The organism is Streptomyces sp. NPDC041713, assembly GCF_055591085.1.
Genome location: NZ_JBVIZY010000002.1, coordinates 291,583 through 318,552 on the forward strand (window position 1 = coordinate 291,583; position 26,970 = coordinate 318,552).

At 72.6% G+C, this 26,970-nt stretch carries 22 protein-coding genes; 9 read left to right on the plus strand and 13 right to left on the minus strand.

Features of this window, described 5'->3' with window-relative positions; all coding sequences use genetic code 11:
- The first annotated feature begins 42 nt into the window (after positions 1 to 42).
- The 3 genes from ACZ6CV_RS06165 (at position 43) to ACZ6CV_RS06175 (ending at position 4,528) form a co-directional block, all read left to right on the plus strand.
- On the plus strand, positions 43 to 1,227 hold the full coding sequence (locus ACZ6CV_RS06165; protein WP_469250288.1) for a phospholipase D-like domain-containing protein: 1,185 nt from the start codon (positions 43 to 45) through the stop codon (positions 1,225 to 1,227).
- Between the two features lie 112 nt (positions 1,228 to 1,339).
- On the plus strand, positions 1,340 to 2,887 hold the full coding sequence (locus ACZ6CV_RS06170; RefSeq protein ID WP_469249812.1) for an alpha/beta hydrolase: 1,548 nt from the start codon (positions 1,340 to 1,342) through the stop codon (positions 2,885 to 2,887).
- Between the two features lie 81 nt (positions 2,888 to 2,968).
- Positions 2,969 to 4,528 (plus strand): alpha/beta hydrolase, encoded by a 1,560-nt coding sequence (locus ACZ6CV_RS06175; protein ID WP_469249813.1) that lies wholly within the window; start codon positions 2,969 to 2,971, stop codon positions 4,526 to 4,528.
- 103 nt (positions 4,529 to 4,631) lie between these two features.
- Here ACZ6CV_RS06175 and moeZ read toward each other — a convergent pair whose 3' ends face one another.
- From moeZ to ACZ6CV_RS06235, 12 genes are all read right to left on the minus strand, one after another.
- Positions 4,632 to 5,810: an adenylyltransferase/sulfurtransferase MoeZ gene (moeZ, locus tag ACZ6CV_RS06180; RefSeq protein ID WP_469249814.1), complete on the minus strand. Its 1,179-nt coding sequence runs from the start codon at positions 5,808 to 5,810 to the stop codon at positions 4,632 to 4,634.
- A gap of 63 nt (positions 5,811 to 5,873) precedes the next feature.
- Positions 5,874 to 6,623 (minus strand): spherulation-specific family 4 protein, encoded by a 750-nt coding sequence (locus ACZ6CV_RS06185; protein WP_469249815.1) that lies wholly within the window; start codon positions 6,621 to 6,623, stop codon positions 5,874 to 5,876.
- The gene (locus tag ACZ6CV_RS06190; protein WP_362364431.1) at positions 6,611 to 7,567 is read right to left on the minus strand and encodes an NAD-dependent epimerase/dehydratase family protein; all 957 of its coding nucleotides are present in this window, start codon (positions 7,565 to 7,567) and stop codon (positions 6,611 to 6,613) included. The genes ACZ6CV_RS06185 and ACZ6CV_RS06190 overlap by 13 nt, the downstream gene beginning before the upstream one ends.
- 144 nt (positions 7,568 to 7,711) lie before the next feature.
- Positions 7,712 to 9,055 (minus strand): hypothetical protein, encoded by a 1,344-nt coding sequence (locus ACZ6CV_RS06195; protein ID WP_469249816.1) that lies wholly within the window; start codon positions 9,053 to 9,055, stop codon positions 7,712 to 7,714.
- Positions 9,052 to 10,998 (minus strand): DUF3492 domain-containing protein, encoded by a 1,947-nt coding sequence (locus ACZ6CV_RS06200; RefSeq protein ID WP_469249817.1) that lies wholly within the window; start codon positions 10,996 to 10,998, stop codon positions 9,052 to 9,054. The genes ACZ6CV_RS06195 and ACZ6CV_RS06200 overlap by 4 nt, the downstream gene beginning before the upstream one ends.
- A gap of 253 nt (positions 10,999 to 11,251) precedes the next feature.
- Positions 11,252 to 12,874, minus strand: a complete 1,623-nt coding sequence (locus ACZ6CV_RS06205; protein WP_469249818.1) for a dipeptide ABC transporter ATP-binding protein — start codon at positions 12,872 to 12,874, stop codon at positions 11,252 to 11,254.
- Positions 12,871 to 13,860 carry an ABC transporter permease gene (locus ACZ6CV_RS06210; RefSeq protein ID WP_469249819.1) on the minus strand — a complete coding sequence of 330 codons (990 nt, stop codon included), beginning with the start codon at positions 13,858 to 13,860 and terminating at the stop codon, positions 12,871 to 12,873. Before ACZ6CV_RS06210 ends, ACZ6CV_RS06205 begins: the two co-directional genes overlap by 4 nt.
- Entirely contained in the window at positions 13,857 to 14,783 is a 927-nt protein-coding gene (locus tag ACZ6CV_RS06215) for an ABC transporter permease (RefSeq protein WP_469249820.1), read from the minus strand. The genes ACZ6CV_RS06210 and ACZ6CV_RS06215 overlap by 4 nt, the downstream gene beginning before the upstream one ends.
- Positions 14,780 to 16,510, minus strand: a complete 1,731-nt coding sequence (locus tag ACZ6CV_RS06220; RefSeq protein ID WP_469249821.1) for an ABC transporter substrate-binding protein — start codon at positions 16,508 to 16,510, stop codon at positions 14,780 to 14,782. The genes ACZ6CV_RS06215 and ACZ6CV_RS06220 overlap by 4 nt, the downstream gene beginning before the upstream one ends.
- A gap of 216 nt (positions 16,511 to 16,726) precedes the next feature.
- Entirely contained in the window at positions 16,727 to 16,819 is a 93-nt protein-coding gene (locus ACZ6CV_RS06225) for an Ms4533A family Cys-rich leader peptide (RefSeq protein WP_355803102.1), read from the minus strand.
- A 67-nt stretch (positions 16,820 to 16,886) separates the two neighbouring features.
- A complete protein-coding gene (locus tag ACZ6CV_RS06230; RefSeq protein ID WP_469249822.1) occupies positions 16,887 to 17,744 on the minus strand; it encodes a DUF3152 domain-containing protein in 858 nt (285 codons plus the stop codon).
- Between the two features lie 1,007 nt (positions 17,745 to 18,751).
- Positions 18,752 to 19,789 carry an alpha/beta fold hydrolase gene (locus ACZ6CV_RS06235; protein WP_469249823.1) on the minus strand — a complete coding sequence of 346 codons (1,038 nt, stop codon included), beginning with the start codon at positions 19,787 to 19,789 and terminating at the stop codon, positions 18,752 to 18,754.
- Positions 19,790 to 20,008: 219 nt separating this feature from the next.
- Here ACZ6CV_RS06235 and ACZ6CV_RS06240 point away from each other — a divergent pair, with 219 nt between their 5' ends.
- The 4 genes from ACZ6CV_RS06240 to ACZ6CV_RS06255 all read left to right on the plus strand — a co-directional run bounded on the left by ACZ6CV_RS06240 (position 20,009) and on the right by ACZ6CV_RS06255 (position 21,872).
- Complete coding sequence (locus ACZ6CV_RS06240; RefSeq protein WP_362364408.1) at positions 20,009 to 20,227, plus strand: hypothetical protein; 219 nt, start codon at positions 20,009 to 20,011, stop codon at positions 20,225 to 20,227.
- Between the two features lie 189 nt (positions 20,228 to 20,416).
- Positions 20,417 to 21,058 (plus strand): TetR/AcrR family transcriptional regulator, encoded by a 642-nt coding sequence (locus tag ACZ6CV_RS06245; RefSeq protein ID WP_355803109.1) that lies wholly within the window; start codon positions 20,417 to 20,419, stop codon positions 21,056 to 21,058.
- A gap of 140 nt (positions 21,059 to 21,198) precedes the next feature.
- The gene (locus tag ACZ6CV_RS06250; RefSeq protein WP_355803111.1) at positions 21,199 to 21,426 is read left to right on the plus strand and encodes a DUF3107 domain-containing protein; all 228 of its coding nucleotides are present in this window, start codon (positions 21,199 to 21,201) and stop codon (positions 21,424 to 21,426) included.
- 176 nt (positions 21,427 to 21,602) lie between these two features.
- Positions 21,603 to 21,872: a hypothetical protein gene (locus ACZ6CV_RS06255; RefSeq protein ID WP_362364405.1), complete on the plus strand. Its 270-nt coding sequence runs from the start codon at positions 21,603 to 21,605 to the stop codon at positions 21,870 to 21,872.
- A gap of 200 nt (positions 21,873 to 22,072) precedes the next feature.
- Here the strand turns inward: ACZ6CV_RS06255 and ACZ6CV_RS06260 are convergent, their stop codons facing one another.
- Positions 22,073 to 22,867 carry a ferritin-like fold-containing protein gene (locus ACZ6CV_RS06260; protein ID WP_469249824.1) on the minus strand — a complete coding sequence of 265 codons (795 nt, stop codon included), beginning with the start codon at positions 22,865 to 22,867 and terminating at the stop codon, positions 22,073 to 22,075.
- A gap of 329 nt (positions 22,868 to 23,196) precedes the next feature.
- Here ACZ6CV_RS06260 and ACZ6CV_RS06265 point away from each other — a divergent pair, with 329 nt between their 5' ends.
- Both ACZ6CV_RS06265 and ACZ6CV_RS06270 read left to right on the plus strand, forming a co-directional pair.
- On the plus strand, positions 23,197 to 25,755 hold the full coding sequence (locus tag ACZ6CV_RS06265; protein WP_469249825.1) for a DEAD/DEAH box helicase: 2,559 nt from the start codon (positions 23,197 to 23,199) through the stop codon (positions 25,753 to 25,755).
- Positions 25,756 to 25,961: 206 nt separating this feature from the next.
- On the plus strand, positions 25,962 to 26,921 hold the full coding sequence (locus ACZ6CV_RS06270; protein ID WP_469249826.1) for an alpha/beta fold hydrolase: 960 nt from the start codon (positions 25,962 to 25,964) through the stop codon (positions 26,919 to 26,921).
- The last annotated feature ends 49 nt before the right edge of the window (positions 26,922 to 26,970 follow it).

Below are 26,970 nucleotides of genomic sequence, written 5' to 3' on the forward strand. Positions count from 1 at the left end.
ACCATGACCAGTACGCAGGAATCCGCCGGGCTGAGTGCGCCGATGTCCGGTACGGCGGACGGGTCCGACCCCGGGGCCCGTGTCGCACGCATACGGCGTCGCCTGGAGCGGCTGATCGGGATCGCGGCGACGGAGGGCAACGCGCTCACCCCCTTGCGCAACGGGGACGAGATCTTCGCGGCCATGCTCGAGGGGATCCGCCGTGCCGAGCACACCGTGGACATGATGACGTTCGTGTACTGGAAGGGCGACATCGCCCTGCGGTTCGCCGAGACGCTCGCCGAGCGGGCCCGTGCCGGGGTGCGGGTGCGGCTGCTCCTGGACGGGTTCGGCAGCCGGTTGATCGAGACCGAGCAGCTGGCCGCGATGGAGCAGGCGGGGGTGCAGGTGGCGTGGTTCCGCAAGCCGCTGTACCTCTCGCCGTTCAAGCAGAACCACCGCTGTCACCGCAAGGTTCTGGTCGTCGACGAGGAGACCGCGTTCACCGGCGGGGTGGGCATCGCCGAGGAGTGGTGCGGGGATGCCCGCGACGAGAACGAGTGGCGCGACACGCACGTCGAGGTCCGCGGGCCCGCGGTGGACGGTCTCGCGGCGGCGTTCGCCCAGAACTGGGCCGAGTGCCATGACGAGCTCTTCGACGCCAGGGACCGGTTCATCGACCATCGTCCGCGGGGCGGCGCCATCGTGCAGGTCGTGCGGGGTTCGGCGAGCTTCGGCTGGCAGGACATGCAGACGCTGCTGCGGGTGATGCTGGAGTCGGCCGAGGAACGCTTCCGGCTGTCCACCGCCTACTTCTCCCCCGACGCGTACTTCATCGAACTCCTGTGTGCCACCGCGCGGCGCGGCGTGCAGGTGGAGATCGTGCTGCCCGGTCCGCACACCGACAAGCGGGTGTGCCGGCTGGCGGGCCAGCACCACTACGAAGAACTCACCGCGTGCGGGGTGAAGATCTACCAGTACCAGCCGACGATGATGCACGCCAAGATCATCACTGTCGACGGTGTCGCCTCGCTGATCGGCTCCACGAACTTCAACCGCCGCTCCCTCGACCATGACGAGGAAGTCATGCTCGCCGTCCTGGACCAGGAGTTCACCGCCACCCTGGACGAGCACTTCGAGGCCGACACCGCGGTCAGCGAACTGATCCGGCGAGACCGGTGGAAGAAGCGCTCCGCCGTCCAGCGGGCCCGCGAGGTGGCCGTCCAGCCCATCCGTCGCTTCCTGTGACCCCGTCCGTCCGCCGCTGAGCCGAGCGCGACGCCGGATTTCCGTGGCCGGATCCTCACCCACACGGCCCGCGCCCCGAGCGCCCCGTCAGGAGCCCCCGCAGGATGGGGACATGCCCACACAGTCCCAGCCACGCGTCACCGCGCTGGCCGCCGCCGCCCTGCTCCTGTCCGCCACGCTCTCGGCGTGCGGCAGCAGCGACGCCAAGGACGAGGATCTGCCGACCCAGAAGCTGAGCTGGAAGGACTGCCCCGCGCCCGACGCCGCCGAGGGCGGTGGCGACGCCCCGTCCCCGCTGCCGGGCGGCGCCGAGTGGCAGTGCGCCACCATGAAGGCCCCCCTCGACTGGTCGAAACCCAAGGGCGACACCATCGACATCGCGTTGATCAAGGCGGCCGCGAGCGGCGACAAGAAGAAGCGCATCGGCTCCCTCGTCTTCAACTTCGGCGGCCCCGGCGGCTCGGGCGTCACCACGCTGCCCGCCTTCGGCGAGGACTACGCCAAGCTGCGCACCCGCTACGACCTGGTGAGCTTCGACCCGCGCGGCGTCGGCGCCAGCGCGGGCATCCGCTGCGAGGACGACGAGCAGCTCGACACGTACTTCCAGCAGGACGCCACGCCCGACGACGACAGCGAGAAGAAGAAGCTCGTCGAGAACGTGAAGTCGTTCAACGGCGGCTGCGAGAAGAACGCCGGCGCGACCCTCCCGCACGTGCGCACCACCGACGCGGCCCGCGACATGGATCTGATGCGCCAGGTCCTCGGCGACGACAAGCTGCACTACTTCGGGATCTCGTACGGCACCGAACTCGGCGGCGTCTACGCACATTTGTTCCCCAAGAAGGTGGGGCGGGCCGTGTTCGACGCGGTCGTCGATCCCACCGAGAACGCCGAGCAGGGCTCGCTCGGCCAGGCCGAGGGGTTCCAGCTGGCGCTCGACAACTTCGCGAAGGACTGCACGTCACAGGCGGACGACTGCCCCGTCGGCGACACGGAGGCGCAGGTCAAGGAGAAGATCGCGAAGCTCTTGAAGGACCTGGACCGCAAGCCGATCCGCGGTCTGCCGCCGCGCGAACTGACGCAGACCGCCGCCACCAACGGCATCGCGCAGGCCCTGTACTCCAAGGACTTCTGGCCCTACCTCACCCAGGGCCTGGACGAGGCCTACGACGGCGACGGCAAGATCCTCATGGCCCTCTCCGACTCCATGAACGGGCGCAACGAGGACGGCCAGTACAGCAACATCCAGTCGGCCAACGTCTCCATCAACTGCGCGGACGACAAGGCGCGTTACACCCCGCGGTACGTGGAGGAAAAGCTCCCCGAGTTCCGCAAGGCCTCGCCGTTGTTCGGCGACTACCTGGCGTGGGGCATGGTCAGCTGCACCGACTGGGCCGTCGACGGCCAGGCCGACCACCCCGACGTGAGCGCCGCGGGCGCGCCGCCCATCGTCGTCATCGGCAACACCGGCGACCCGGCCACGCCGTACGAGGGGGCGCACAAGATGGCGCAGGCGCTCGGCAAGGGCGTCGGCGTCGAGATGACGTACAAGGGCCAGGGGCACGGCGCGTACGACAGCAAGAACGCCTGCGTGCGCGACGCCGTCGACGGCTACCTGCTGGAGGGGACGGTCCCGAACGCGGAGACGGTCTGCTCCTGACGCCGCGGCGGGCCCCGAGGGCGTTGTCGGTGGCCCCGCCTACTATGGCCTGACTGTCTTTCCGAGGGGGGAAGCGCGTCCATGCAGCGTTTCGTACGGTCCACGGCCCTGGCCGCCGCAGCAGTGCTCGTGGCGGGGCTGGCCGCCGGCTGCAGCTCGTCCGACGACGGCGGGAGCGACGACAAGGCCCCCTCGTCGAACGCTCCCCGCCCGAAGCCCGACCCCTCCTCGACCCTGCCGGCGTCGCTGACCACCCAGAAGCTGGACTGGAAGGGCTGCAAGGCGCCCGAGGGCGGCAGCGCGCCGGGCGCCCAGTGGCAGTGCTCGACCCTCAAGGTCCCGCTGGACTACGCGAAGCCGGACGGCGAGACGATCGGGATCGCCCTGATCCGCGCCAAGAGCACGGGCAAGGGCGACCGCATCGGCTCCCTGCTCTTCAACTTCGGCGGCCCGGGCGGCTCGGGCGTCTCCGGGCTGCCCTCCTTCGCCGACTCGTACACCAAACTGCGCGAGCGGTACGACCTGGTCAGCTTCGACCCGCGCGGGGTCGCGGCGAGCGAGGGCGTGCGCTGCCGGGACGACGAGGCGACGCAGGCCGCCGAGAAGAAGGTCGACCTCACGCCGGACACGGCGGCCGAGGAGCGGGCCTACTTCGAGGACGCGGCGGACTTCGGCGCGGGCTGCGCGCGGGACGCGAAGAAGCTCATCGAGCACGTCTCGACGGTCGAGGCGGCCCGCGACATGGACGTCATGCGCCAGGTCCTCGGCGACGACAAGCTGCACTACTTCGGCATCTCGTACGGCACCGAACTGGGCGGGACGTACGCCCACTTGTTCCCCCGCCGCGTCGGCCGCCTCACGTTCGACGCGGTCGTCGACCCGAGCGCGGACTCGATCGGCCACGCGGAGAACCAGGCGAAGGGCTTCCAGCGCGCCCTCGACAACTACTTCCGCTCGCGCGGCCAGGACCCGAACGCGGGCACGGCGAAGGTGGCGAAGCTCTTCCGGCGCCTGGACGCCGAGCCGATGCGCGCCTCGGGCGACCGCAAGCTGACCGAGTCCCTGGCGAGCACAGGCATCCTGATCACGCTGTACAGCAAGCAGACCTGGCCCACGCTGACCCGCGCACTGGCTGCGGCGGAGAAGGGCGACGGTTCGCCGCTGCTCCAGCTCGCCGACGCCTACAACGAACGCGACGCGTCCGGTCACTACAGCACCCAGAGCCACTCGCAGCGGGCCATCTCCTGCCGGGACGCGAAGGAGCGGACCACGCCGGAGGAGGCGAAGCAGCGGCTGAGCCGGTTCCGGGAGATCTCGCCGGTCTTCGGGGAGTTCCTCGGCTGGGACACGGCGGGCTGGTGCCACGAGTGGCCGGTCCCCGGCCTGGCCGACTCCCCCGAGGTGAGCGCGCCCGGCGCCGCCCCGATCCTCGTCGTCGGCAACACCGGCGACCCGGCCACCCCCTACGAGGGCGCCCGCAAGATGGCGGACGAGCTCGGCAAGGACGTCGGCGTCCACCTGACCTGGAAGGGCGAGGGCCACGGGGCGTACGGCAACGGCAGCGACTGCGTGGACGACGCGATCAACACGTACCTGCTGGAGGGCACGCCCCCGAAGGACGGCAAGGTCTGCTCATCGTGAGCCGTGTCAGCCCGTCCGGCGTTTGAGGACGAGCCCTTGAGGCGAAAAGGGGGCCCCCACCAAATTGGTGCGGGCCCCCTTTTGGACCGTTCAGGCCCTACGCCTAGTAGACCGGCTTCTCGGGCTCGATCTGGTGGACCCAGCCGATCACGCCGCCGCCCACGTGCACCGCGTCGGCGAAGCCCGCCGACTTCAGCACGGCCAGGACTTCCGCGGACCGGACACCCGTCTTGCAATGCAAGACGATCTTCTTGTCCTGCGGGAGGTCCTGGAGGGCGGTGCCCATGAGGAACTCGTTCTTCGGGATCAGCTTGGCGCCGGGGATCGAGACGATCTCGTACTCGTTCGGCTCGCGGACGTCGATGATCTCGATCTTCTCGTCGCCGTCGATCCACTCCTTGAGCTGCTTGGGAGTGATCGTCGAACCGGCCGCCGCCTCCTGGGCCTCCTCGGAGACGACGCCGCAGAAGGCCTCGTAGTCGATGAGCTCGGTGACGGTGGGGTTCTCGCCGCAGACCGCGCAGTCGGGGTCCTTGCGGACCTTGACCTGGCGGTACTGCATCTCCAGGGCGTCGTAGATCATCAGGCGGCCGACGAGCGGCTCACCGATGCCCGCGAGGAGCTTGATCGCCTCATTGACCTGGATGGAGCCGATCGACGCGCACAGCACGCCGAGCACGCCGCCCTCGGCGCAGGACGGGACCATGCCGGGGGGCGGGGGCTCCGGGTAGAGGCAGCGGTAGCACGGGCCGTGCTCGCTCCAGAAGACGGACGCCTGGCCGTCGAAGCGGTAGATGGATCCCCACACGTACGGCTTGTTCAGGAGCACGCACGCGTCGTTGACCAGGTAACGGGTGGCGAAGTTGTCCGTGCCGTCGACGATCAGGTCGTACTGGCTGAAGATGTCCATCACGTTGTCGGCCTCGAGCCGCTCTTCGTGCAGGATCACGTTCACGTACGGGTTGATGCCGAGGACCGAGTCCTTCGCGGACTCCGCCTTGGAGCGGCCGATGTCGGCCTGGCTGTGGATGATCTGGCGCTGCAGGTTGGACTCGTCGACCTCGTCGAACTCGACGATGCCGAGCGTGCCGACACCGGCCGCGGCCAGGTACATCAGGGCCGGGGACCCGAGGCCGCCGGCGCCGACACACAGCACCTTGGCGTTCTTCAGCCGCTTCTGCCCGTCCATCCCGACGTCGGGGATGATCAGGTGGCGGGAGTACCTGCGGACCTCGTCGACGGTGAGCTCGGCGGCGGGCTCGACCAGGGGTGGCAGCGACACGGGGACTCCGTTGGTCGGTTGTGCGGAACGGTTGTTCTGCCTGTAACACTGCCACGCCCTTTTTCATTCCGAGATACCCGTCCCGACCCGCGAGACGATGTCGTCCCAGTAGCCGGGCAGCGACTCCCAGGGGTCGCCGTGGCCGCCCCCGTCCCCGCGGTCGGTGAAGTAGATCGTCGACGCGCCCTGCCAGCGGGCGATGCGCAGCGCCTCGTCGAGGTGGCCGCGCGGCATGCCGTGCACCAGGTGGCAGAAGCGCTCGGGCGGATAGTCGGCGGTCCACTCGGCCACCTGTGACCAGCGGTAGTCGCTCCACGCCCCGGCGAAGGTCACCAACTGGTCGCCCGACTCGGCGTATCCGGGGTACGGGTGGGTGCCGTGGCCGAGCACGATGTGCGCGTCGTCGACGAGCGCGCGCAGCGTGGCCACCGTCCTGCGCACCTCCGGCAGCGCGGCCCGTTCGGTGGGACAGCGGTCCAGGAGGAAGCCGTCGACCCGGTACCAGTCGTGGTAGCGGTGCGCGTCGGAGACGAGCTCCCCGAAGGAGCGGGCGCCGTACGTCGTGTCGAGGTGGCCGATGACCCGGACGCCGGCGTTGCGCAGCCGGCCCGCCGCCTCCAGGCAGTGCGGGTCGGGCCGCTCGCCGGGACCGTTGGCGACATTCAGGACGACCCACTTCAAAGGGGTGCCGGGGCGGGTGAGTTCGGACCATTCGACGGGGGCGACGAGCGGGTGGGCGAAGCCGGGGACGCCGAAGCCGACGCGCACCTCGGTGCTCGCGGCGCCCGTCGTGGACCTGGTCAGATGCGGCATGCGGCCTCCATCCAGATGTCGGCGAGCGACTCCTCCAGGTTGATGCGGGGCCGCCAGCCGAGCCGGTCGCGCGCGGTGCGGACGTCGGCCTGCTGCCAGCTGCCGCAGCCGTCCGGGTAGGGGTACGCGGCGGCCGGGGCGCCGTGCCCGTCCTCGCCGCGCGGGTGGCCGATGGCCGCGCGCACCGGCACCTGGTCGAGCTCGTGCAGCGCGCCGCCGTACCCCGCGACGCGGGCCAGGACGGCGGCCGCGTCGCGCAGCCGCACCGCGCGTCCCGCGCCGATGTTGACGATGCCCTGGGCGGCGGAGAGCGAGGCGGCGTGCACGGCGCGCGCCACGTCGCGTACGTCGACGAAGTCGCGCTGCACTCCGAGTCCGCCGAGCTTGAGCTCGCCGTCCCCGGCCTGCATCGCGCGCCGCATGGCCTCGGCGAGCCGGCCGAGCGGCGATCCGGCGGGGGTGCCGGGTCCCGCGGGCGAGAAGACCCGCAGGACGACGGCGTCGAGACCCGAGCCGAGCACCAGTTCGGTGGCGGCCAGCTTGCTGACGCCGTAGGGCCCGCCGGGGCGCGGCACCGCGTCCTCGGCGGTCGAGGAGCCCGGCTGGCTGGGCCCGTACTCGGCGCCGCAGCCGAGCTGCACGAGGCGGGCCCCGCAGCTGCTGCGGCGCAGCGCCTCGCAGATGGTGGCGACGGCGACGGTGTTGTGCCGGGTCAGTTCGCGGGCGCCGCCGCGGGTGGCGCCGGCGCAGTTGATGACGACGCCCGGGTGGACGGCGTCGAGGAAGCGGGTGAGCGCGCCGGGGCTTCCGCTGGCGAGGTCGAACCGTACGTCCGAGTCGTCGCCGCGGCCGAGGGCGGTGAGCTGCACGGCCGGGTCGGCGAGCAGCCGGTCGGCGACGAACCGGCCGAGGTATCCGTTGGCTCCGATCAGCAGCACCCTCATCGGGCGCCTCCCGGGGTGGCCGCTCGGCGGCGGAGACGGCTGCGGGTGGTCATCTGTCTTTCTCCTTCGGGATGGTGCCGTGGTGCACGGGGAGGACGCCCGCGGTGTCGGCCCCGCGGGAGAGTGGTCGGGCCGCCTTCGGCGTCACGGCGCGTCACGGGGACCGGCGTGGGCCGAGGCGAGGGTCAGGGTCCTGGCCGCGTGGACCAGGAGGACGAGGGCGGCGGTGCCACACGCGGCTGCCGGTACGACGCCGGGGCCCCAGGCGTCGACGGCGGCGGTGACGGGCACGGCCAGGGGGTCGCAGGTGGGCAGCCGGCCCGCGAACACCAGGGCCAGAGCGGTGGCTTCGCAGGCGCCGGCGGCGCCGAGGAGCAGGGCGGGGGCGCGCGTGAAGCCGTACGCGCCGAGGAGCCGGGCGAGCAGCAGGAGCGCGCCGAGTGCGGTGGCGCCGAGGAGTGCGGGTGGGCCGCCGGTGGGGTGGTCGGCGAGGCCCGTCCGGTCGGCGATCGGTCCGACCAGCGTGTCGGAGGCAGCGAGCAGCGCCCCGAGCACGGCCAGGAAGAGCGCGACCACGCCGAGGAGCAACGGCCGTACGGAGGAGGCGAATTCGTCGAGGCCGCGGCTGGCGGTGACGCGCGCCCCGGCCCGTACGGCGAAGAGGCGGGCGCACCAGGCGGCGGGCGCCACGGCGAGGGCGAGACCGAGGGCCGGAGCGAGCGCGGGGTCCCAGAGATCACCGGGGCCGTCCGGGCCGCCCGCGACGACGCCGCGCAGCAGGCCGTCGCCGAGCAGGGCGTACGCGAGGAGCCAGCACGTCCACGCGCGGGTGGCGGGGACGGGGTGGCCGGTGGCGCGCAGCGGTCCGTACCGCAGGGCGACGTGGAGGGCGACGGCGACGGCGAGCGCGCCGACCAGGAGGACCACGAGCCGCGTGGTCCCCTCGGCGAGGGCCGCCCCGGCCACGCCCGCCGCGCACACGGCGCCCGGCAGGAGCGCGAAGAGGGCCCAGCCGGTGGGCACGCCGGGTATGTCGGTACGGACATCGCCGTGCGGGGACGGGTCCGGGGGCGTGCCGTCGTCGGCGCCGTCGCGGGGCACGCGCGCGTACATCTCCTCGGCCAGCGCGAACACGTCCCGGTGCCGGAAGCGAGCGGCCGCACGGTCGGTGAGGCCGTGGGCCTCCAGCCCCGCCGCGATCTCCAGCGGGTCGACGGCACGCTCGCAGAGCGCACGGTGGCGATGCATGAGGGCCTTGACGGGGTCACCGGCACCGCGCCGGCGGGGCTTGGGGCGGGGGTCTCCGGGGTGCGGGGGGCGGGCGTCTCCCGGGTGCGGGGGGCGGGCGTCTCCGGGGCGCGGGGGGTCGGAGTGAGAGGGGTCGGCCCGGTCCGCGAGGAGCTCCTCGGAGCGTGCGTCCCAGCCGTCCGCACCGCGCGGGGCCCGTGGCGCGTCCACCGCGTCGGTGGTTCCCTCGGGTCGCTTCATACCGCCGCCTCCTCCCTTCGCACCGACGCCTCTGCCGACGAGGCCTCGGTGGCATCCGCCGCCTCTGCCGCATCCGCCGCATCCGGCACCTCTGTCGCCTCTGTCGACCGCCCCTCCGGCGCCGCCCAGCTCGGTACGCCGGTGGCCTCCGTCCCCGCCTCCGGTTCCGGGGCGCTCGACGCGGGGCCCACCGCGACCGCCCACCGGCCGGGGAGGCACGCCTCCGCGGGGTGCGCGAACGGCACCGGTTCGCCCGTCTCGTCGACCGCGTCCCTGCGCACCGGGCAGTGCGAGACGATCTCCAGGTAAATGCTTCGAAATGCCGCCACGTTCTGCTCGACCGTGAAGAGTTCGAGGGCCCGCGCCCGCGCCGCCGCCCCCAGGCGCGCACGCCGTTCGGGGTCGCGCAGCAGCGCCACGCACGCCTCCGCGAGCGCCCGCGGATTGCGCGGCGGCACCACGAGCCCCGTACCGCCGATGACCTCCACCACCGCGCCGACGTCCGTCGAGACGGTCGCGCGCCCGCAGAACATGGCCTCGACCAGGCTGATGGGAAAGCCCTCGACGACGCTGGAGAGGACGACGATGCCGCCGCAGGCGTACGCGTCGGCGAGTTCGGGCACGTCCGGGCCGCCGATCTCCTCGAAGGAGACGGGGTTGTCGCCGACGGCGTGCGCGCCCGCCGCCTCGTCGGGGAAGAGCTGCGCGGCGAGGGCTCGGCAATGCGCGAGATACGCCCGCGCCTCGGGCCCCTCGGCCGGCGCCCCGACGATCCGCAGCCGGGCCCCCGGCACCTCCGCGCGGATCTCCGCGAAGGCGTGGAGCAGCGAGATCAGGTCCTTGGCGGGCTCGATGCGGCCGACCCACAGGAGGGTGTCGGGGTCGGCGGCGAAGTCGTCGTAACCGCCCTCGCCGATCTCCGTGAAGCGGTCGGCGGCCATGCCCGGGTGGACCGTGCGCAGTTTGGCGCGGTCGGCGCCGCACCGCTCCTGCCAGCGCCGGGCGTGGGCGTTGCCGGGGGTGATGAGGGTGGCCCCGCGGTACACCTCGGCCGCGAGCAGCCCGTGGAAGGAGGCGAGGAGCGCCCGCGCCGGTGCGCTCAGGTCCGTGTCGCCGGTGGCGAGGTGGTGGGTCCGCAGCTGTACGCCGTACTCGGTGACGAGCAGCGGGACCCCGGCGAAGTGCCCGGCCAGCAGCCCGGGCAGCGCCGCGGGCCCGCCGGAGGTGGCGTGGCACAGGTCGACGGCGCCGAGCCCTTCGGCGTCGTACCAGTCCAGGGAGAGCGGCCGCAGCGCGCGCTCCATCAGAGCGGCGGCGGTGAGCAGGTCGGGCACGCGCGCGGCGTGGGCGGGGCGCAGTGCGCCGGGCGCGCGGCAGGCGCGCTCCAGGGCGCGGACGGCGGACTCCGAGCGCAGCGCACCCACCAGTCCGCCCTCGTCGCGGGCGAGTTCGGCGAGCCCGTACAGAGCGTTGCTGAAACGGTCCGCCACCGCGTCGCGCTCGTCCCCCGACCGCCCGTCGTGGGAACCGCCCGACCGCCCGTCGTGGGAGCCACCCGACGAGCCGCCGTGGGAACCGTCCGCCCCACCCTCGCGGGGACCGTCCGCCCCGCCGTCCCGGGCGCCCCCGCCACCCCGGCACACCACGTCGGCCAGCTCCCCGAAGCACTCGGCGAACCGGCGCCGGGCCCGCCGCCCGCGCCCGCCGCGCGGCCCCGCCGCACGCAGCGCCTCGTCGTCGGCGTTCCACAGCGGGGCCGTGCGCACCCGGCCGACCTGGGGCGGCAGTTCGACCCAGCCCTGGGCCTCCTGCTGCTCGCTGCGGCTGAGGGCGTAGACGTCGAACTCGTGCTGCCCGAGCCCCCGCACGAGCCGGTCGCACCAGAGCCTGGCGTCACCGCTCACATACGGATAGCCACCCTCCGTAAGCAGTCCGACGCGCACGAGCGCACCCCCGATCTCCCGTCTGGGGAGCCGCCGTTGGGCCGGCGGCTCGCAGCGGGACGAACGTATGCGGTCATGCGGGTGGTGCGACGGACGGTTGTCCGTCGCACCACCAAAAGGGGTGAACGGCAGTAACTTTCCCGCGCCGGTTGCGTTCTGTCGCGCTATGGCGGCTCGGAACCCCGATTCCGCTACGGAGAGTCAGGCTGCGGCCAGCGGGTCCGGCGGACCCTCATCCCCCGTACTCCGCCGGTCAGACCCCCACCGGCTCCCTCCGCGCCTCCCTGCGTACCGCTCTGCGCTCCGCCGCCGCCTCCGGGTCGAGCGCCGGGACGGCCGCGAGCAGCTGTTCGGTGTACGGGTCCCGGGGCGCCCCGTAGACCTCCGCCACGGTGCCCTGTTCGACGATCCGGCCCTGCCGCATCACGGCGACCCGGTCGCTGACCTGACGTACCACCGCGAGATCGTGCGCGACGAAGACCAGCGCGAGCCCGAGTTCCCGCTGCAACTCGGCGAGCAGCGCGGTCACTTGGGCCTGTGTCGTCACGTCGAGGGCCGACACCGGTTCGTCGCAGACGATGATCCTGGGCTCGGCGGCGAGTGCCCGCGCGATGCCGACGCGCTGGCGCTGCCCGCCGCTGAACTCGTGCGGGTAGCGGTCGTAGTGCGCCGGGTCGAGCCCTACGCGCCCCAGGAGTTCGCTCACTCTCCCCCGTACGAAGGAGTCGCTCTCGCCCCGCGCCCGCAGCGGGTCCGCGATGGACTCACCGATCGAGCGGCGCGGGTTGAGCGAGGAGACGGGGTCCTGGAACACCATCTGCACCCCGGGGACCACTTGGCCGCCGGGCCGCTCCACACCCCCGTGGCGGAGCACCCCGGCGGTCGGCTCCAGGAGGCCCACCAGCATCCGGCCGAGCGTGGTCTTGCCGCTGCCGCTCTCGCCCACGATGCCGAGGGTCTCCCCGCGGCGGACGGTGAGCGAGACGTCGTCGACGGCGGTGACCGCGCGCCGGCCGCGCCCGAACTCCCGGCGCAGACCGACGGCTTCGAGCACGACCTCGCCCGCGTCACCGGCGGTCGGCGCCAGCGGCGAGTCCACGCGCGGCACGGCCCTGAGGAGTTCCTGCGTGTACGCCTCCCGGGGCGCCCCCAGGACCTCCCGTACCGCCCCGCGCTCCACCGCGCGCCCGTCCCGCATGACCAGGACCTCGTCGACGCTCTCCGCGGCGACGCCCACGTCGTGGGTGACCAGGAGCAGCCCCATGCCGGTCTCGTGCCGCAGCGTGTGCAGCAGGTCGAGGATCTGGGCCTGCACGGTGACGTCGAGCGCGGTGGTCGGTTCGTCGGCGACGAGGAGCGCCGGCTCGCAGGCCAACGCCATGGCGATGAGGGCGCGTTGGCGCATGCCGCCGCTGAACTCGTGCGGGCGCGAGCGCGATCGGCGCGCGGCGTCGGGGATGCCGACCCGGTCGAGCACCGCCACGGCACGCGCGCGTGCCGCCCGCCGAGGCGCCCCGGTGTGCACCCGGTACACCTCGGCGATCTGGTCGCCGACCGCGTAGTACGGGTCGAGGGAGGACAGCGGGTCCTGGAAGACCATCGCGGCCTTCCCGCCGCGCAGCCGCCGCAGTTCGGGATCGGACGCGGCCTGTACGTCGATGCCGTCGACCCGCACCGATCCGCTGACGCGCGCCCCGGTACCCCGATGGAGTCCGAGCAGCGCGGACGCCACCGTGGACTTACCGGAGCCGGACTCTCCGACCAGGGCGAGCGCGCCGCCCCGCTCCAGCGTGAAGGAGACGCCGTCGACGGCGTGGACGACTCCCTCGCCCGAGCCGAACTCGACGCTCAGATCGCTGACTTGGACAAGTCTCACGACAGCACCACCCGTCGGTCGGCCACCGCGTACAGGACGTCCGCGACGGCATTGGCGAGCACCACGAAGAAGCCGGTGACCATGACGAGCCCGACCACCACCGGCAGGTCGACGACCTCGACCGCGTGCACGAGCTCACGGCCGAGGCCGGGCAGCCCGAACAGCGTCTCGCTGAGCACCGCGCCCCCGAACATCGACCCGAAGTCGTTGGCGGTCAGCGCGATGACGGGCGCGACGGCGCCCCGCACCGCGTGCCTGCCGATGATCGACCGCTCCCCCACGCCGTACGCGCGGAAGGTCCGCACATGGTCCTCGGCTAGCGTCTCCAGCATCGCGGAGCGGGTCAGGCGCGCGTACTTGGCGGCCTCGATCAGCGCGAGGGACAGCCAGGGCAGGAGCAGGTTCCACGCCCACTGCGTCGGGTCGTCCGCGAAGGGGACGTACTGCGGGAAGGGCAGCCACCGCAGCTGACCGCAGACCACGATCATCAGGAGCAGCCCGATGACGAAGACGGGCGTGGCGGTGCCCGCGAGGGTGACGGCGGTCAGCACGCGCTCGCTCAGCCGGCCGCGCCGCCAGGCGGAGAGCACGCCGGTGCCGACGCCGAGGAGCAGCCAGAGCACCATGGCGCCGAGCGCGAGCGACCCGGTGACCGGGAGCTTCGCCGCGATCAGCGCGGTGACCTGCTGGTCGCTCTGGTACGAGACGCCGAGGCAGGGCGCGCCGCAGTGCTCGGTGCCCGTACCGGTGGAGTAGTCCTGGCCGACGAACAGGCCCTGCAGGAAGTCCCAGTAGCGCACGTACAGCGGGTCGTCGAGTCTCAACTGTTCGGCGACCTGGTGCACTTGGGCCGGTGAGCAGCGGGGTCCGCAGGTGATCTGGGCGACGTCGCCCGGCGCCGCGTAGAACACCGCGTAGACGATCACGGAGAGGGCGAACAGGGTGACGGCGGCGCCCGCCAGGCGCCGCGCGAGGAAGCCGGTCATGCGCCGACCTCCCGCTTGCGGCCCGTCCCGATCCGCAGCCGGGACGCGGCGCGCGGGTCGAGGGCGGTGCGCACGCCGTCACCGAGGACGGTGAGCGCGAAGACGGTGACGAACAGCGCGCCCGCCGGGAACAGCAGGTACTGCGGGGCCGCCTGGTACCAGACGTCCGCGGCGGTGAGCATCTGTCCCCAGGACGGGGTGGGCGGCTTCACGCCCACCCCGAGGAAGGACAGCGCGGCCTCGACGGTGATGTTCGTGGGGACGAGCAGCGCGGCGTAGGTGAGGACGGGCGCGGCGAGCGCCGGCAGCAGTTCGCGGCGGGCGACCCGCACGCCGCCCCAGCCGCTGAGCCGGGCGGCGGCCACGTGGTCGAGCCCCTTGAGCGTGACGGTCTGCGCGCGCACGATCTTCGCCACACTGCCCCAGGCGACGAGCCCGATGACGAGGGCGACGAGCACCGGCCGGGGAAAGCCGCTCGGCACGACCGCCATCAGCGCGAGCGCGAAGACCGTCAGCGGCAGTGCCACGATCACGTCGGTGGCGCGGCTGAGCACCTGGTCGAGCCAGCGGCTGCCGAAGCCGGCGGCGACACCGACCGCGACCCCGACGACGAGCTGCACGACGGTCGCGGCGAGCGCGACGCCGAGCGAGACGCGCGCCCCGTGCACCAGGCGGGCGAAGAGGTCGCGGCCGGTCTGCGGCTCGACGCCGAGCCAGTGCTCGCCGCTGATCCCGCCGAACGACCCGACCGGCACGCCGCCGCGCGCCGAGTCGACGAGATCCGGGTGGTACGTGGTGGGGTCCTGCCCCTCCAGGGCGGTGAGCAGCGGCGCGGCGAGCGCCACGAGGACGAGCAGCGCGACGACGCCCGCCGCGACGAGGGCGGCGCGCTGCTCGCGCAGCCGCCGCCAGACGGTCGTCACGACTGCTCCACCGCGACCTGGGAGACGTCGAGGACACCGGTCCAGTCGCTGATGACGACGTTCTTGACGTCCTTGCCGTAGAGGCGCTTGTAGACCGGGTGGAAGAGCGGCACGGTCAGCGCCCGCTCACCGATCTTCTTGTCGAGGGCGCCCCACCGCTCGGCGGCGGCCTTCAAATCGGTCAGCTTGTTGATCTCGTCGATCTCGTCGTTGACGGACGTGTCGTCCAGGAAGCCGGAGTTGAAGTTGGCGCCGTCCTTCACGATCTGCCGGCCGTCGAAGATCGGGGCGAGGAAGGGGCCGCCGGAGGGCCAGTCGGCGCCCCAGTGCGCGAGGAAGAGACCGGGCTCGTCCTTGGCGCTGTGCACCGTGTCCTTGTAGTCGTTGTCCTCGAGTCCGCGCAGCTTGACGGTGATGCCGGCCTTCTTCAGGGCGTCCTGGACCGCGGTGGCGATCTCGGGGCTGGTCTCGAAGTCCTTGGCGTTGGAGTGCGTGAGCGTGATGGTGAGTCCGTCCGGGTGACCGGCCTCCTTCAGGAGCTCCTTCGCCTTCTTCGGATCGCCGTTCGGGCCCGCCGGGAAGTGGTCGTACTTCGTGTATCCGAAGGACTTCTGGTTCGGCAGGTACGTGGTGGCGGGCTCGGCGAGCGAGGAGCCGCCCGCGGCGTTGACGACGGAGGAGCGGTCCACGGCGTACGAGACGGCCTGGCGCACCTTGGGGTCGTCGAACGGCTTCACCTTCGGGTTGAAGGCCAGGTAGTTCGTGTAACCGAAGTGCCCGGTGCCGACGTGCGAGGCGAGCTCCTTGTCGCCGGTGACCTTGGCGAGTTCGGCCGGGCCGAGGTTGGTGTCGGTGGTGACGGCGGCGGCGTCGGCGCCCTGGCCCGCGGAGAGCCGCTGGTTGATGACGGACGAGTCGAGGCCGGAGCGTACGTCGATGACGTCCGGGTAGGCCTTGCGCTCCGCGTCGGTCTGCGCGGACCAGTGCGGGTTGCGCTCAAGGCGCAGCCGCTCCCCGTCGTTCTCGTTCCTGACGACCTTGTAGGGGCCGGAAGAGACCGGGTGCTCCTCGTACTTGGTGCCCTTGTCCTTGCTCTGGGGCACCGGCGTGAACTGCGTCTGCGTCGCCAGATAGGGGAACTCGCCCTCGGGCTTGTTCAGATGGAAGACGATGGTGCGCGCGTCGGGCGTCTCGATGGATGCGAGCCCCTTGCCGCCCTTGTCCTTGTACGGCCCCTGGTACGTGTCGCCCCCGACGAGCCAGTCCCGCAAGTAGGGCGCGCCACCGCTGAGTTCGGCGGCGAAGGAGCGCTCGATGCCGTACTTCACGTCGGCGGAGGTGATCGGCGTGCCGTCCTCGTACTTGACCCCCTTCTTCAGCGTGTACGTCCATACGGTGGCGTTCTTGCTCGGCTTGCCGAGGTCCGTGGCGAGGTCGGGGACGACCTCCGCGCCCTTGGCGCCGTCCTCGCGGTTGCGGGTGGTCAGCGTGCGGAAGACGAGGCTCGGCACGTTGCCGCCGCCGGAGGTGTAGAGCCGCGCGGGGTCGAAGTCGGTCTGCGGGTCGCGGTTGAGGACGGTGAGCGTGCCGCCCTTGGCGGGCTTGCCGTCGCCGCCGCTCCCGGCGTCGTTGTCCTTCGGGCCCGCGCAGGCGGCGACGCTCGCGGCCAGGACGAGGCTGACGGATGCCGCTGCCGTGCGGCGGGCTGTGACGGACGGTTGGCGCATCGGAAGAAGACCTCTCGGGGGGTCGCTGCGAAGAGGGCAGCGGAGCAACGGGATTCGAACAGAGACCGAGCGGAGCTCGCCCCGGAGAAGGCGTGGAATGCGCGGCACGAAGGCAGCGGAGAACAGCTGAGCCCGACTACGGGCTGCCGAAAGCGGCTACGGTCCGGCCGGGACCGGTACAGCTGGGAAAAAGCGACGCACTCGCCGGGGCGGGCGTCAGCAACAGTGGACGTCGGCCACGCAGAGCGCGGTCACGCCGAACAGCGCGAGCTCGATGGCTGCGCTCGACGGGGCGTGACGGTTCGACATGCGGAGAAATATGAACGAATTTCCGAAGGATGTCAAAGCGAATCATCCCCCGGGCGGCCCGGTGACCTCAACTCTTCGGGAACACCCAGGGGTTGGCCTTGCATTTGATGCCGTCGTGCTCCAGGAACTTCGTCTGCTGCTGCATGACGGGCGCGAGCTCGCCGCTCTTGGTGCAGTCCGTGTGGTTGTGGCCGAGCCGGTGCCCGACCTCGTGATTGATCAGCATCTGCCGGTACGGCAGGATCGCGCTGCCGAACTCCTTCTTGACCGCGTCGCCGTAGGTCTTGGCGCCCTGCGCCCACCGATAGGCGTTGATCATCACGCGGTCCGTGGCGGCGGAGTCGCACGACACGTTGTCCTGGGTGGTGTCCAGACCGGACTTGGCGCACCAGGTCCCGGTGGTCCCGGGGCTCGCCAGCGTGACGACGAAGTCGGGCCTGCCGGACGAGATCCGCTCGAAGGTGCGGGCGTGGCCGTGCGCCCAGCTGCGCTCGTCGTTCAGGGTCTTCTGGACGGCCTGAGCGAAGAGTTCACCGTCCAGGCCGAGCCCCTTCTCGACGTCGACGCGGTAGCGGAACAACTGCCCCTTGCCGGGCGCCTTGTCGAACCCGGACATCGCCTCGAAGTCGCCGGACGCCTTGAGCTTCGGGTCCATCGGGAACGTCTTGCGCATCTTGTCGTCGTACGTCTCCGGCACCTTGGCCGGTGTCGGCCTGCGGTCCGAGCGGGAGGCGGGGTCCTCGGTGTCGCGGGCGCCGCCCGGGGACGCCTTGGCCCCCGCCGCGGACCCCTTCGACCCGCCGGTGAACTGGCCCGCCACGACGACCGCGACGACGGTGGTCACGGCGACGGCCGCGACGGCGAGCAGGGCGCGACCGCGCCACCGACCGCCGCGGGCGCCGGCGTCCGGTCCGTCGCCGCCCAAGTCGTCCGGGTGCAGCCCGTCCGCGTCGCTCCAGTCGGTGACGGAGGCGTACGGGTCACGGGGCGTGAACCCTGCGGGGAGCTCGTCGGGAAAGGCGGCGACGTAATCCTGCCGGGGCCCGGGAACGCCACGCCCACGCCGGACGCCGGTTCCGGTTCCGGCGCTGACTCCGGTTCCGGCGCTGGATCCGGCGCTCGCTCCGGCTCCGGCTCCGGCTCCGGCGCTCGCTCCGGCTCCGGCTCCGGCTCCGGCTCCGGCTCCGGCTCCGGCTCCGGCTCCGAGGCCATCGTCTCCCCATCCGCCGCCGGGCTCCCGTTGCTCGGGGTGGCCGCTGCGGACGTGGGGGGCGCCTTGGGTTGGGGTGCCGTGGGGAGGGGTTCCGTGGGTTGGGGTTCCGTGCGGCGGGGTGCCGTGACCGGGGGTCGCGTGCTCAGGGGTTCCGTGGGGAGGGACACCGTGGGCGGGGGTGCCGTGGGCGGGGGTGCCGTGGTTCGAGGTCCCGTGGGCCGGGATGCCAGGTGCCGGGGTGCCGTGGGGCGGGGTGCCTTGGGCGGGGACACCGTGGGCGGGGGTGCCGTGCGGCGGGGCTCCGTGGTTCGCGGTGCCGTGCGCCGGCGTGCCGTGGGCGGGGGTGCCTTGGGCGGGGGTGCCGTGCGGCGGAGTGCCGTGGTTCGAGGTCCCGTGGGCCGGGATGCCAGGTGCCGGGGTGCCGTGCGCAGGCGTCCCGTCCGACGATGCCCCACGCGTCGGCGCCCCACGCGTGGGCGTCGCCCGCACGGGCGCCCCCTTCGCCGGGGCAGCCTGCGCCCCTTCCCCCTTCGCCTCCGCCGAGCGCCTGCGCCGGCCCGTGCCGGGCGTGGCCGACGGCGACGGCGACGGCACGGAGGCCGAACCCGTCGCCAGGTCGGACGACGTGCCCGCGGTGCGTGACCGCGGCGTGCGCGAGGTACCTGTCGTGTCTGTCTGGTCTGCCGGACCACGGCGGCTGTGACGTCCCACGCGCCGCCTCAGCTCCCCGAACCCGTACGCGAACCGCCACGGCGCGACCCACCCGGCGAGCCCACGCCGCCCTCGACCGCCGTACCGTCCAACTCGCCCGTATCCACGAGGAGTTCACGGAAAGCCGTGGCCACGGTCTCGGGGTACTCCATCATCGCCACGTGCCCCGCGTCCGGCAGCGTCAGCAGCCGTGAGTCGCGGAACGCGGCCGCCGCCCTGCGCGCCATGCGGAAGGAGACGAGCAGGTCGCGGCCGCCGTACACGAGCAGGGTCGGCGCGAGCACCCGCTCGGCCTGCCGCCACAGCCCGTGCTGGCCGCCGAGCGTGTACGCGTTCACGATGCCCCGCGCCGTACGGGCCATCGCGTCCCAGAAATAAGGGAGCTGAAGCCTGCGCTCCATCTCCCGCACCGCCGCCCCGTACCCCTCCGGCGTCACCCTGCCCGGATCCCCGTAACAGAGCCCCAGCACTCCCCGCACCCGCTGCTCGGCCGTCCACTCCCTGGTGAGCCGGGTGAAGAGCCCGGCGACGCCCGGCACCGCGAGCAGCGCGGTCGGCACCGCGGTGCGCTGCACGCGCAGCTCCGGCAGGGCGGGCGAGACCAGCGTCAGCGTACGGACGAGATCGGGCCGGACCGCGGCGACGCGCGTCGTGATCGCGCCGCCCAGCGAGTTCCCGACGAGGTGGACGGGCCCGCGGCCGCGGGCGTCGAGATAGCGGATGACCGCGCGGGCGTGCCCGGTGACGGAGTAGTCCCCGTCGTCCGGCGGCGGGGAGTCCCCGAACCCCGGCAGATCGACGGCCTCGCAGTCGACGACGTCCTCCAGCTGCGGCATCAGCGCCGACCAGTTCTGCGAGGAGCCGCCGAGCCCGTGCACGTACACCGCGAGCGGCAGTCCGGGGCGGACCGAGGGCCGCGAGCGCACGGTCAGCGAGAGTCCGGGCAGGCCGACCGAGTCGAGCCGCTCCCCCTCCGCGACCGCCACGGCACCCGGTTTGGGAGCGACGGCGGTGGCCAGCAGGTTCGGCAAGTCGGTCGCAGACATGCGGCAATGTTACGAGACGATCACGCGGTAGTTCACGTGTTCGGCGTCACAGCTCGACCACAGACCCCCCACGCATCGCGTAGCGCCTCGTCCGGGTCTCTTCTACGCTCGAAACAGCCGAGCCGTGGAAAGACAGTCATGGAAAGAGGGCGGAGCGGGCACTCGCACGACCAGGTCCACCACGGGCCACCACGTACCGCGAGGGAAGAGAGCCAGCACATGAGTGTCGACCCGACCGATCCCGACACCTTCGAGACGACGGAGCCCCAGGTCACGGCCGACGTCGAGGCGCCGGAGGCGGACGCGGCCGAGCAGCAGACCGACCTCGCCCCCAGCCGCGACGACACCCTGGAGGGGCTCGACGCGGACTCCGCCAACGAGGCCGACCTGGCCGAACAGGCCCGCGTCGTCAGTCTGGACGAGGACGACTACCGCTGAACGGCCGGGCGGCCACCGGCGGCCGCGGGCGCGGACCTGCCCGTGTTTGCCCTGCTACGCACCGCGGGGCAGCCCTTCTGCGCTCGTCCAGTCCGTGAAATTCTGCGCTCGCACCGCGCACATCACAGTTACCGAAAAGTACGATGGCGGCGCGGCGCTCACCGCACATCGGACGATTTGGGAGGCGGCGTGACAGCCATCGAGCAGACAGAGGCGGCACGCCCGCGGGGCACACGCCTGCCGCGCCGTGCCCGACGCAACCAGCTTCTCGGGGCGGCACAGGAAGTCTTCGTCGCCCAGGGCTACCACGCGGCGGCGATGGACGACATCGCCGAGCGCGCCGGCGTCAGCAAGCCGGTGCTCTACCAGCACTTCCCGGGCAAGCTCGACCTCTACCTGGCCCTGCTCGACCAGCACTGCGAGTCACTGCTGCAGTCGGTGCGCACGGCGCTGGCGTCCACCACCGACAACAAGCTGCGCGTCGCCGCGACGATGGACGCCTACTTCGCGTACGTGGAGAACGAGGGCGGCGCCTTCCGGCTGGTCTTCGAGTCGGACCTGACGAACGAGTCCGCGGTCCGCGAGCGGGTCGACCGCGTCACGCTGCAGTGCGCGGAGGCGATCTGCGAGGTCATCGCGGAGGACACCGGCCTGCCCAGGGACGAGGCGATGCTCCTCGCCGTGGGCCTCGGCGGGTACTCCCAGGTGGTCGCCCGGTACTGGCTGGCCAGCGGCAGCACGGTCCCGCGCGACAAGGCGGTCGAGCTGATCACCTCGCTCGCCTGGCGCGGCATCGCCGGCTTCCCGCTGCACGGCACGGAAGGCCACTGACCGCCCGCCGGTTTTGTTCCCGTCCCGTGTTCGCTACCGGCGTGCACGGCCGCGGCATTCCCCGTCCCCTCACCGGGCTAATGTGTGCTGGGTACGGCGCGGACGGCCGCGCACAGACTGACCGTCGGAGGGACAAAGCCGTGGAGGTCAAGATCGGCGTGCAGTACGCGCCCCGCGAGATCGTGCTGGAGAGCGGCCAGAGCGCCGAGGAAGTCGAGAACGCGGTGTCCGAGGCGCTGACCGGCAAGTCGCCGCTGCTGAGCCTCGTGGACGACCACGGCCGCAAGGTCCTGGTCCCCGCCGACCGCCTCGCGTACGTCGAGCTCGGCGAGCCGACCGCGCGCAAGGTGGGCTTCAGCGCCCTGTAGGGACGCTCCTGCCACATCGTGCAGACAGGAAAGGCCCGGTGGTCCAACCACCGGGCCTTTCCTCTGTGTTGCCCGGCCTCGGCCGAGACCCGCCGATCATGGAGGGTTGCATTCCGGCCGCCGGGGGTAGACCGGCTACGACCGATTTGCACCTGGCCGCAAGGGAGGGCACCACCGTGATTCTGGAAGCACTCGGCTCCGCACTGCTCGGCCTCGCCCTGGCCTGGGCCACCGCGCACCGGCTCGGGCACCGGCTGCCCGCGCGCAGCCTCGTCCTGTCGACGGGCCCTGTCGGCGCGCTCATCGGCGCCTTCATCACACACATGGCGCTGGGCTCGGGTCACACGACGGCGACACTCACAGGAGCGCTGGCCGTCTCGGCAGCCCTCCTGTCCCTCCTGATCCGCCCCACAGCCCCAAGACTCCGCCACTCGGCAACAGCCTGATCCCCCCGGCAAGCGCCCCGTAAGGGGCGCCCCGGAAGGGGCGCGGGGAACGGTGCTTCTAGGGGCGCGGGGAACGGCGCAAATAACCACAACGAACCCGCACCAGGCAACGAACCCCAAGAGGCACGAGTCAAGGGGCGCGGGGAACGGCGCGAGCAACCACAACGAGCCCGCAGACGAAACCCGACCCCACCGCCCGGCTAGGCCGCCAGGCCCAACGCCGCCATCCGCTTCGTATGCGCCTCAGTGATCCGAGAGAACATCCGCCCGACCTCGGCGAGGTCGAACCCATCGGCCACCCCCCCGACCAGCATGGTCGACAACGCGTCCCGGTCGGCGACCACCCGCTGCGACTGCGAGAGCGCCTCCCCCATCAGCCGCCGCGCCCAGAGCGCGAGCCGCCCGCCCACGCGCGGGTCCGCGTCGATCGCGGCCCGCACCTTTTCCACGGCGAAGCTCGCGTGCCCCGTGTCGTCGAGCACCGCGAGCACCAGCGCGCGGGTGTCGCCGTCGAGACGGGCCGCGACCTCGCGGTAGAAGTCGCTGGCGATCGAGTCGCCGACGTACGCCTTGACCAGGCCCTCCAGCCAGTCGGACGGCGCGGTCTGCCGGTGGAAGCCGTCGAGCGCGGCGACGAACGGCTCCATCGCCGCGGTCGGCTCCGCGCCGATCGCCGAGAGCCGGTCCCGCAACTGCTCGAAGTGGTGGAACTCCGCCGACGCCATCTTCGCCAGCTCCGCCTTGTCTCCGAGCGTCGGCGCCAGCTTCGCGTCCTCCGCGAGGCGCTCGAACGCCGCGAGCTCCCCGTAGGCGAGCGCGCCGAGCAGGTCGACCACCGCGGCCCGGTACTCGGGCGCGGCCGACGCCTTCGCCCAGTCCTGGGCGGCGACCGAGGTGGACGCGGGGTCGGACTCGGCGCCGGACGCGGCGGCGGACTCGGCGGATTCGGCGGCAGGCTCGGGGGCGGATTCGGCAGGGGTGTCAGGCGTCTCCATGAAGCGCACAATAGCCCGCCTGCCGGAGTGCGTAAGGCCCTGGTCAGTGACTGTGACGACGACCATGTGACGTATTCGCCGGACACGCATGCGAGATTCCGGGGTAGAGTGGTAATGCACCCGCCGAATATTCGTCGGGCCGTACGAATGAGGATGCCCGGTCGGTGGCCCGATCGGCTCCGACCCGACAGCCCTCCGGGCGGTACGCGCAGCTGCGTACGGCATGAGGAGGGAACCTCAGCGGTAAGAGCGCTCGAGCGCAGGCAGTGGTCCCGCGCCCCCGGCCAGCCCCCCAAGCAGCCGGCGGTAGTGGCACGGTCACGACCCCCATGCGTTCGCCTCACGCCGCGTCTCACAGAAGAGGCATAGCCCTGACTACGACTTTCCGAGAGCTCGGGATCCTTCCCGAGACAGCCGAAGCCCTTGAAGCCGTCGGCATCATCAATCCCTTTCCCATCCAGGAGATGACGCTCCCCGTCGCCCTTTCGGGCACGGACGTCATCGGCCAGGCCAAGACCGGCACCGGCAAGACGCTGGGCTTCGGCCTCCCGCTCCTGGAGCGTGTGATCGTCCCCGCCGACGTCGAGGCGGGCCGCGCCAAGCCCGAACAGCTGACCGAGGCGCCGCAGGCCCTCATCGTCGTTCCCACCCGCGAGCTCTGCCAGCAGGTGACGAACGACCTGCTGACCGCCGGCAAGGCGCGCAACGTCCGCGTCCTCGCCATATACGGCGGCCGTGCCTACGAACCGCAGGTGGAGGCCCTCAAGAAGGGCATCGACATCGTGGTCGGCACCCCCGGCCGCCTCCTCGACCTGGCGGGCCAACGCAAGCTGGACCTCAAGCACGTCAAGTGCCTGGTCCTCGACGAGGCCGACGAGATGCTCGACCTGGGCTTCCTGCCCGACGTCGAGAAGATCATCAACATGCTTCCGGCGAAGCGCCAGACGATGCTGTTCTCGGCGACCATGCCGGGCGCCGTCATCGGCCTCGCCCGCCGCTACATGTCGCAGCCCACGCACATCCGCGCCACCGCGCCGGACGACGAGGGCCAGACCGTCGCGAACACCAAGCAGCACGTGTTCCGCGCGCACAACATGGACAAGCCCGAGATGGTCTCGCGCATCCTGCAGGCCGAGGGCCGCGGACTCGCGATGATCTTCTGCCGTACGAAGCGGACGGCCGCCGACATCGCGGAGCAGCTGGAGAAGCGCGGCTTCGCCTCGGGCGCCGTCCACGGCGACCTCGGCCAGGGCGCGCGCGAGCAGGCGCTGCGGGCGTTCCGCAACGGCAAGGTGGACGTGCTCGTCTGCACCGACGTGGCCGCGCGCGGCATCGACGTCAGCGGCGTGACGCACGTCATCAACTACCAGTCCCCCGAGGACGAGAAGACCTACCTGCACCGCATCGGCCGCACCGGCCGCGCGGGCGCCAAGGGCATCGCGGTCACGCTGGTCGACTGGGACGACATCCCGCGCTGGCAGCTGATCAACAAGGCGCTGGACCTGGGCTTCAACGACCCGGTCGAGACCTACTCCAGCTCCCCGCACCTCTACGAGGAGCTGAACATCCCGGCGGGCACCAAGGGTGTGCTGCCGCGTGCCGAGCGGACCCGTGCGGGTCTGGGCGCGGAGGAGGTCGAGGACCTCGGCGAGACCGGTGGGCGCGGCCGTGGCGGTCGCTCCGGTGGCCGCGGCCAGGACCGTGACCGCAACCGTTCGGACCGCTCCGACCGTTCCGACCGCTCCGACCGCGGGGGCTCCGGCCCGGCGTCCGCGGAGCGCGAGCGTCCGGCGCGTACGCCGCGTCGTCGCCGTCGTACGCGCGCCGGCAGCCCGCTCGACGCCACGGCGACGGCCCCGGCCGCCGCGGTGACGGAGAGCGCCGCGCCGGTGGCCGAGGCCACGGTGCCGGCCGCCGCCGAGGCGACCGAGCCGCGCACGCCGCGCCGCCGTCGGCGCACCCGTGCCGGCGCGGGGTCGGAGGCCCTGGCCACGGCCGAGGCCACGACCGTCGAGACCGAGGCGCCCGCGCCCGTGGTCGAGGCGAAGGCACCCGTCGCCGAGGCGGAGGCGCCGGTGTCGAAGCCGCGCCGCCGCACCCGCAAGACGGCCGAGACGGTCGCCGAGACCGCCCCCGCGGAGGTCACCGAGGCACCCGCCCCGCAGCCCGAGGCGGAGGCACCGGCCACGAAGCCGCGCCGCCGCACCCGCAAGGCAGCGGAGCCGGTCACCGAGGCCACCGCACCCGAGGCGGACACCGAGACCGAGGCCGAAAAGCCCAAGCGCCGCACCCGCAAGGCGACAGCCAAGAAGGCCGAAACCGCCGAGGCACCCACCCCGGAGCCGGAGACGGAGGCACCGGCCACCAAGCCGCGCCGCCGCACCCGCAAGGCAACGGAGCCGGTCGCCGAGGCGGCAGCCCCCGAGGCCACCGCCCCCAACGCGGACGCGGACGCCGAGGCCGAAAAGCCCAAGCGCCGCACCCGCAAGACGGCAGCCAAGAAGGCCGAGGCCGCCGAGGCACCCACCCCGGAGCCGGAGACGGACGCACCAGCCACCAAGCCGCGCCGCCGCACCCGCAAGGCAGCGGAGCCGGTCGCCGAGGCCGCAACCCTTGAGGCCACCGCCCCCAACGCGGACACCGACGCGAACGCCGAGGCCGAAAAGCCCAAGCGCCGCACCCGCAAGGCCACGGCCAAGACGGTGAAGGCCACCGAGACCGTCGAGGCCGAGATCCCGGCCCAGGCGACGGACGAGGCCAAGCCCCGCCGCCGTACGCGCAAGGCCGCTGCCGCCCCGGCGGACGCGACCGCGGCCGAGGCACCGGTCGCGGCCCCGCGCCGCCGCACCCGCAAGAAGGCGGAACCGGCAGAAGCAACGGAGAGCTGACCCAGCCCTCCACCCACAAACGCGAAGGCCCGCCCCACACCCGGGGCGGGCCTTCACGCATCCCACCCCGCCCACACCGGCCCGCGCCCGACCGGACCGAGACAGCGACCACCCGCGCGAAAGACCCCAGAACCCCACCGAAACGCCCCGCCGTCTCCACGCCGCCCCCGCGGTGCCTCTCGTCGCTCACCCGTTAGCCTCAGCTCATGAGCAGGCCCCCGACTTTTCTTCCGCCTCCTTGCGCCACCGCGCGGACCCTCCGTACGTCCCGTGGGGACTTCGCCGTTCTTGATGCGGTGCCGGAGGCGGGCGTCACCCGGAGAGGGATCGTTCTGCTTCTTCCCGGGTTCACCGGGAGCAAGGAAGACTTCATCGCCCTCCTTGAGCCGCTGGCCGGCGCCGGGTATCGCGCGGTGGCCGTGGACGGGCGTGGGCAGTACGAGACCTCGGGGCCCCGCGACGATCAATCCCCTTACGTCCAGGGTGAGTTGGCCCTCGACGTACTCGCGCAGGCCGCCGCGCTCGGCGACTCCGCACCGCTCCATCTGCTCGGGCACTCCCTCGGCGGTCAGATCGCCCGCGCCGCCGTACTCCTCGACCCGCGGCCCTTCGCCACCCTCACGCTCATGTCGTCGGGGCCCGCCGCCGTCGTCCCCGAACAGCGGACCCGCGCCAAGATGCTCGCGGACGCCCTCGCCACCCTGTCGATGGACGAGGTGTGGCAGGCCATGCAGGCCATGGAGCCGCCACCCCCACAGGACGCGCAGGACTCACAGGACGACGCCCAGGAGTCACCGGGTGACGGCCAGGACATACAGGACGACGGCCGGGAGTCGCCGGGCCCGTCCGCCCACGCCTCCGCGGACGCCGCACACGAAGCCGCCCTGCGTGCCCGCTGGCTGCTGCACAGTCCCGCCCAGCTCATCGCCACCGCCGGGCAGCTCGCCACCGAACCCGACCGCGTCGCCGAGCTCGCCGCCCTTCCGCTGCCCACGCACGTCCTCTCGGGCGAGCGCGACGACACCTGGCCCCTGCCGCTCCTCGACGACATGGCGGAGCGCCTGCACGCCCACCGCACCGTCATCCGCGGCGCCGAGCACTCCCCCAACACCGATCGCCCCGCCGAGACGGCGGCGGCCCTGGCCGGTTTCTGGGACCAGCACTGACCTACCGGTGATGCGTCAGCCACGTACCCGGAACCGAGGCCGAGCAGCA

Coding starts and splice junctions, on each gene's coding strand:
- ACZ6CV_RS06260 (WP_469249824.1), bottom strand. CDS start 22,867: ATGGAGACGCCTGACACCCCTGCCGAATCCGCCCCCGAGCCTGCCGCC.
- ACZ6CV_RS06265 (WP_469249825.1), top strand. CDS start 23,197: ATGCGTTCGCCTCACGCCGCGTCTCACAGAAGAGGCATAGCCCTGACT.
- ACZ6CV_RS06195 (WP_469249816.1), bottom strand. CDS start 9,055: ATGAAGCGACCCGAGGGAACCACCGACGCGGTGGACGCGCCACGGGCC.
- ACZ6CV_RS06220 (WP_469249821.1), bottom strand. CDS start 16,510: ATGCGCCAACCGTCCGTCACAGCCCGCCGCACGGCAGCGGCATCCGTC.
- ACZ6CV_RS06175 (WP_469249813.1), top strand. CDS start 2,969: ATGCAGCGTTTCGTACGGTCCACGGCCCTGGCCGCCGCAGCAGTGCTC.
- ACZ6CV_RS06235 (WP_469249823.1), bottom strand. CDS start 19,789: ATGTCTGCGACCGACTTGCCGAACCTGCTGGCCACCGCCGTCGCTCCC.
- ACZ6CV_RS06165 (WP_469250288.1), top strand. CDS start 43: ATGTCCGGTACGGCGGACGGGTCCGACCCCGGGGCCCGTGTCGCACGC.
- ACZ6CV_RS06270 (WP_469249826.1), top strand. CDS start 25,962: ATGAGCAGGCCCCCGACTTTTCTTCCGCCTCCTTGCGCCACCGCGCGG.
- ACZ6CV_RS06185 (WP_469249815.1), bottom strand. CDS start 6,623: ATGCCGCATCTGACCAGGTCCACGACGGGCGCCGCGAGCACCGAGGTG.
- ACZ6CV_RS06225 (WP_355803102.1), bottom strand. CDS start 16,819: ATGTCGAACCGTCACGCCCCGTCGAGCGCAGCCATCGAGCTCGCGCTG.
- ACZ6CV_RS06170 (WP_469249812.1), top strand. CDS start 1,340: ATGCCCACACAGTCCCAGCCACGCGTCACCGCGCTGGCCGCCGCCGCC.
- ACZ6CV_RS06240 (WP_362364408.1), top strand. CDS start 20,009: ATGAGTGTCGACCCGACCGATCCCGACACCTTCGAGACGACGGAGCCC.
- ACZ6CV_RS06210 (WP_469249819.1), bottom strand. CDS start 13,860: ATGACCGGCTTCCTCGCGCGGCGCCTGGCGGGCGCCGCCGTCACCCTG.
- ACZ6CV_RS06190 (WP_362364431.1), bottom strand. CDS start 7,567: ATGAGGGTGCTGCTGATCGGAGCCAACGGATACCTCGGCCGGTTCGTC.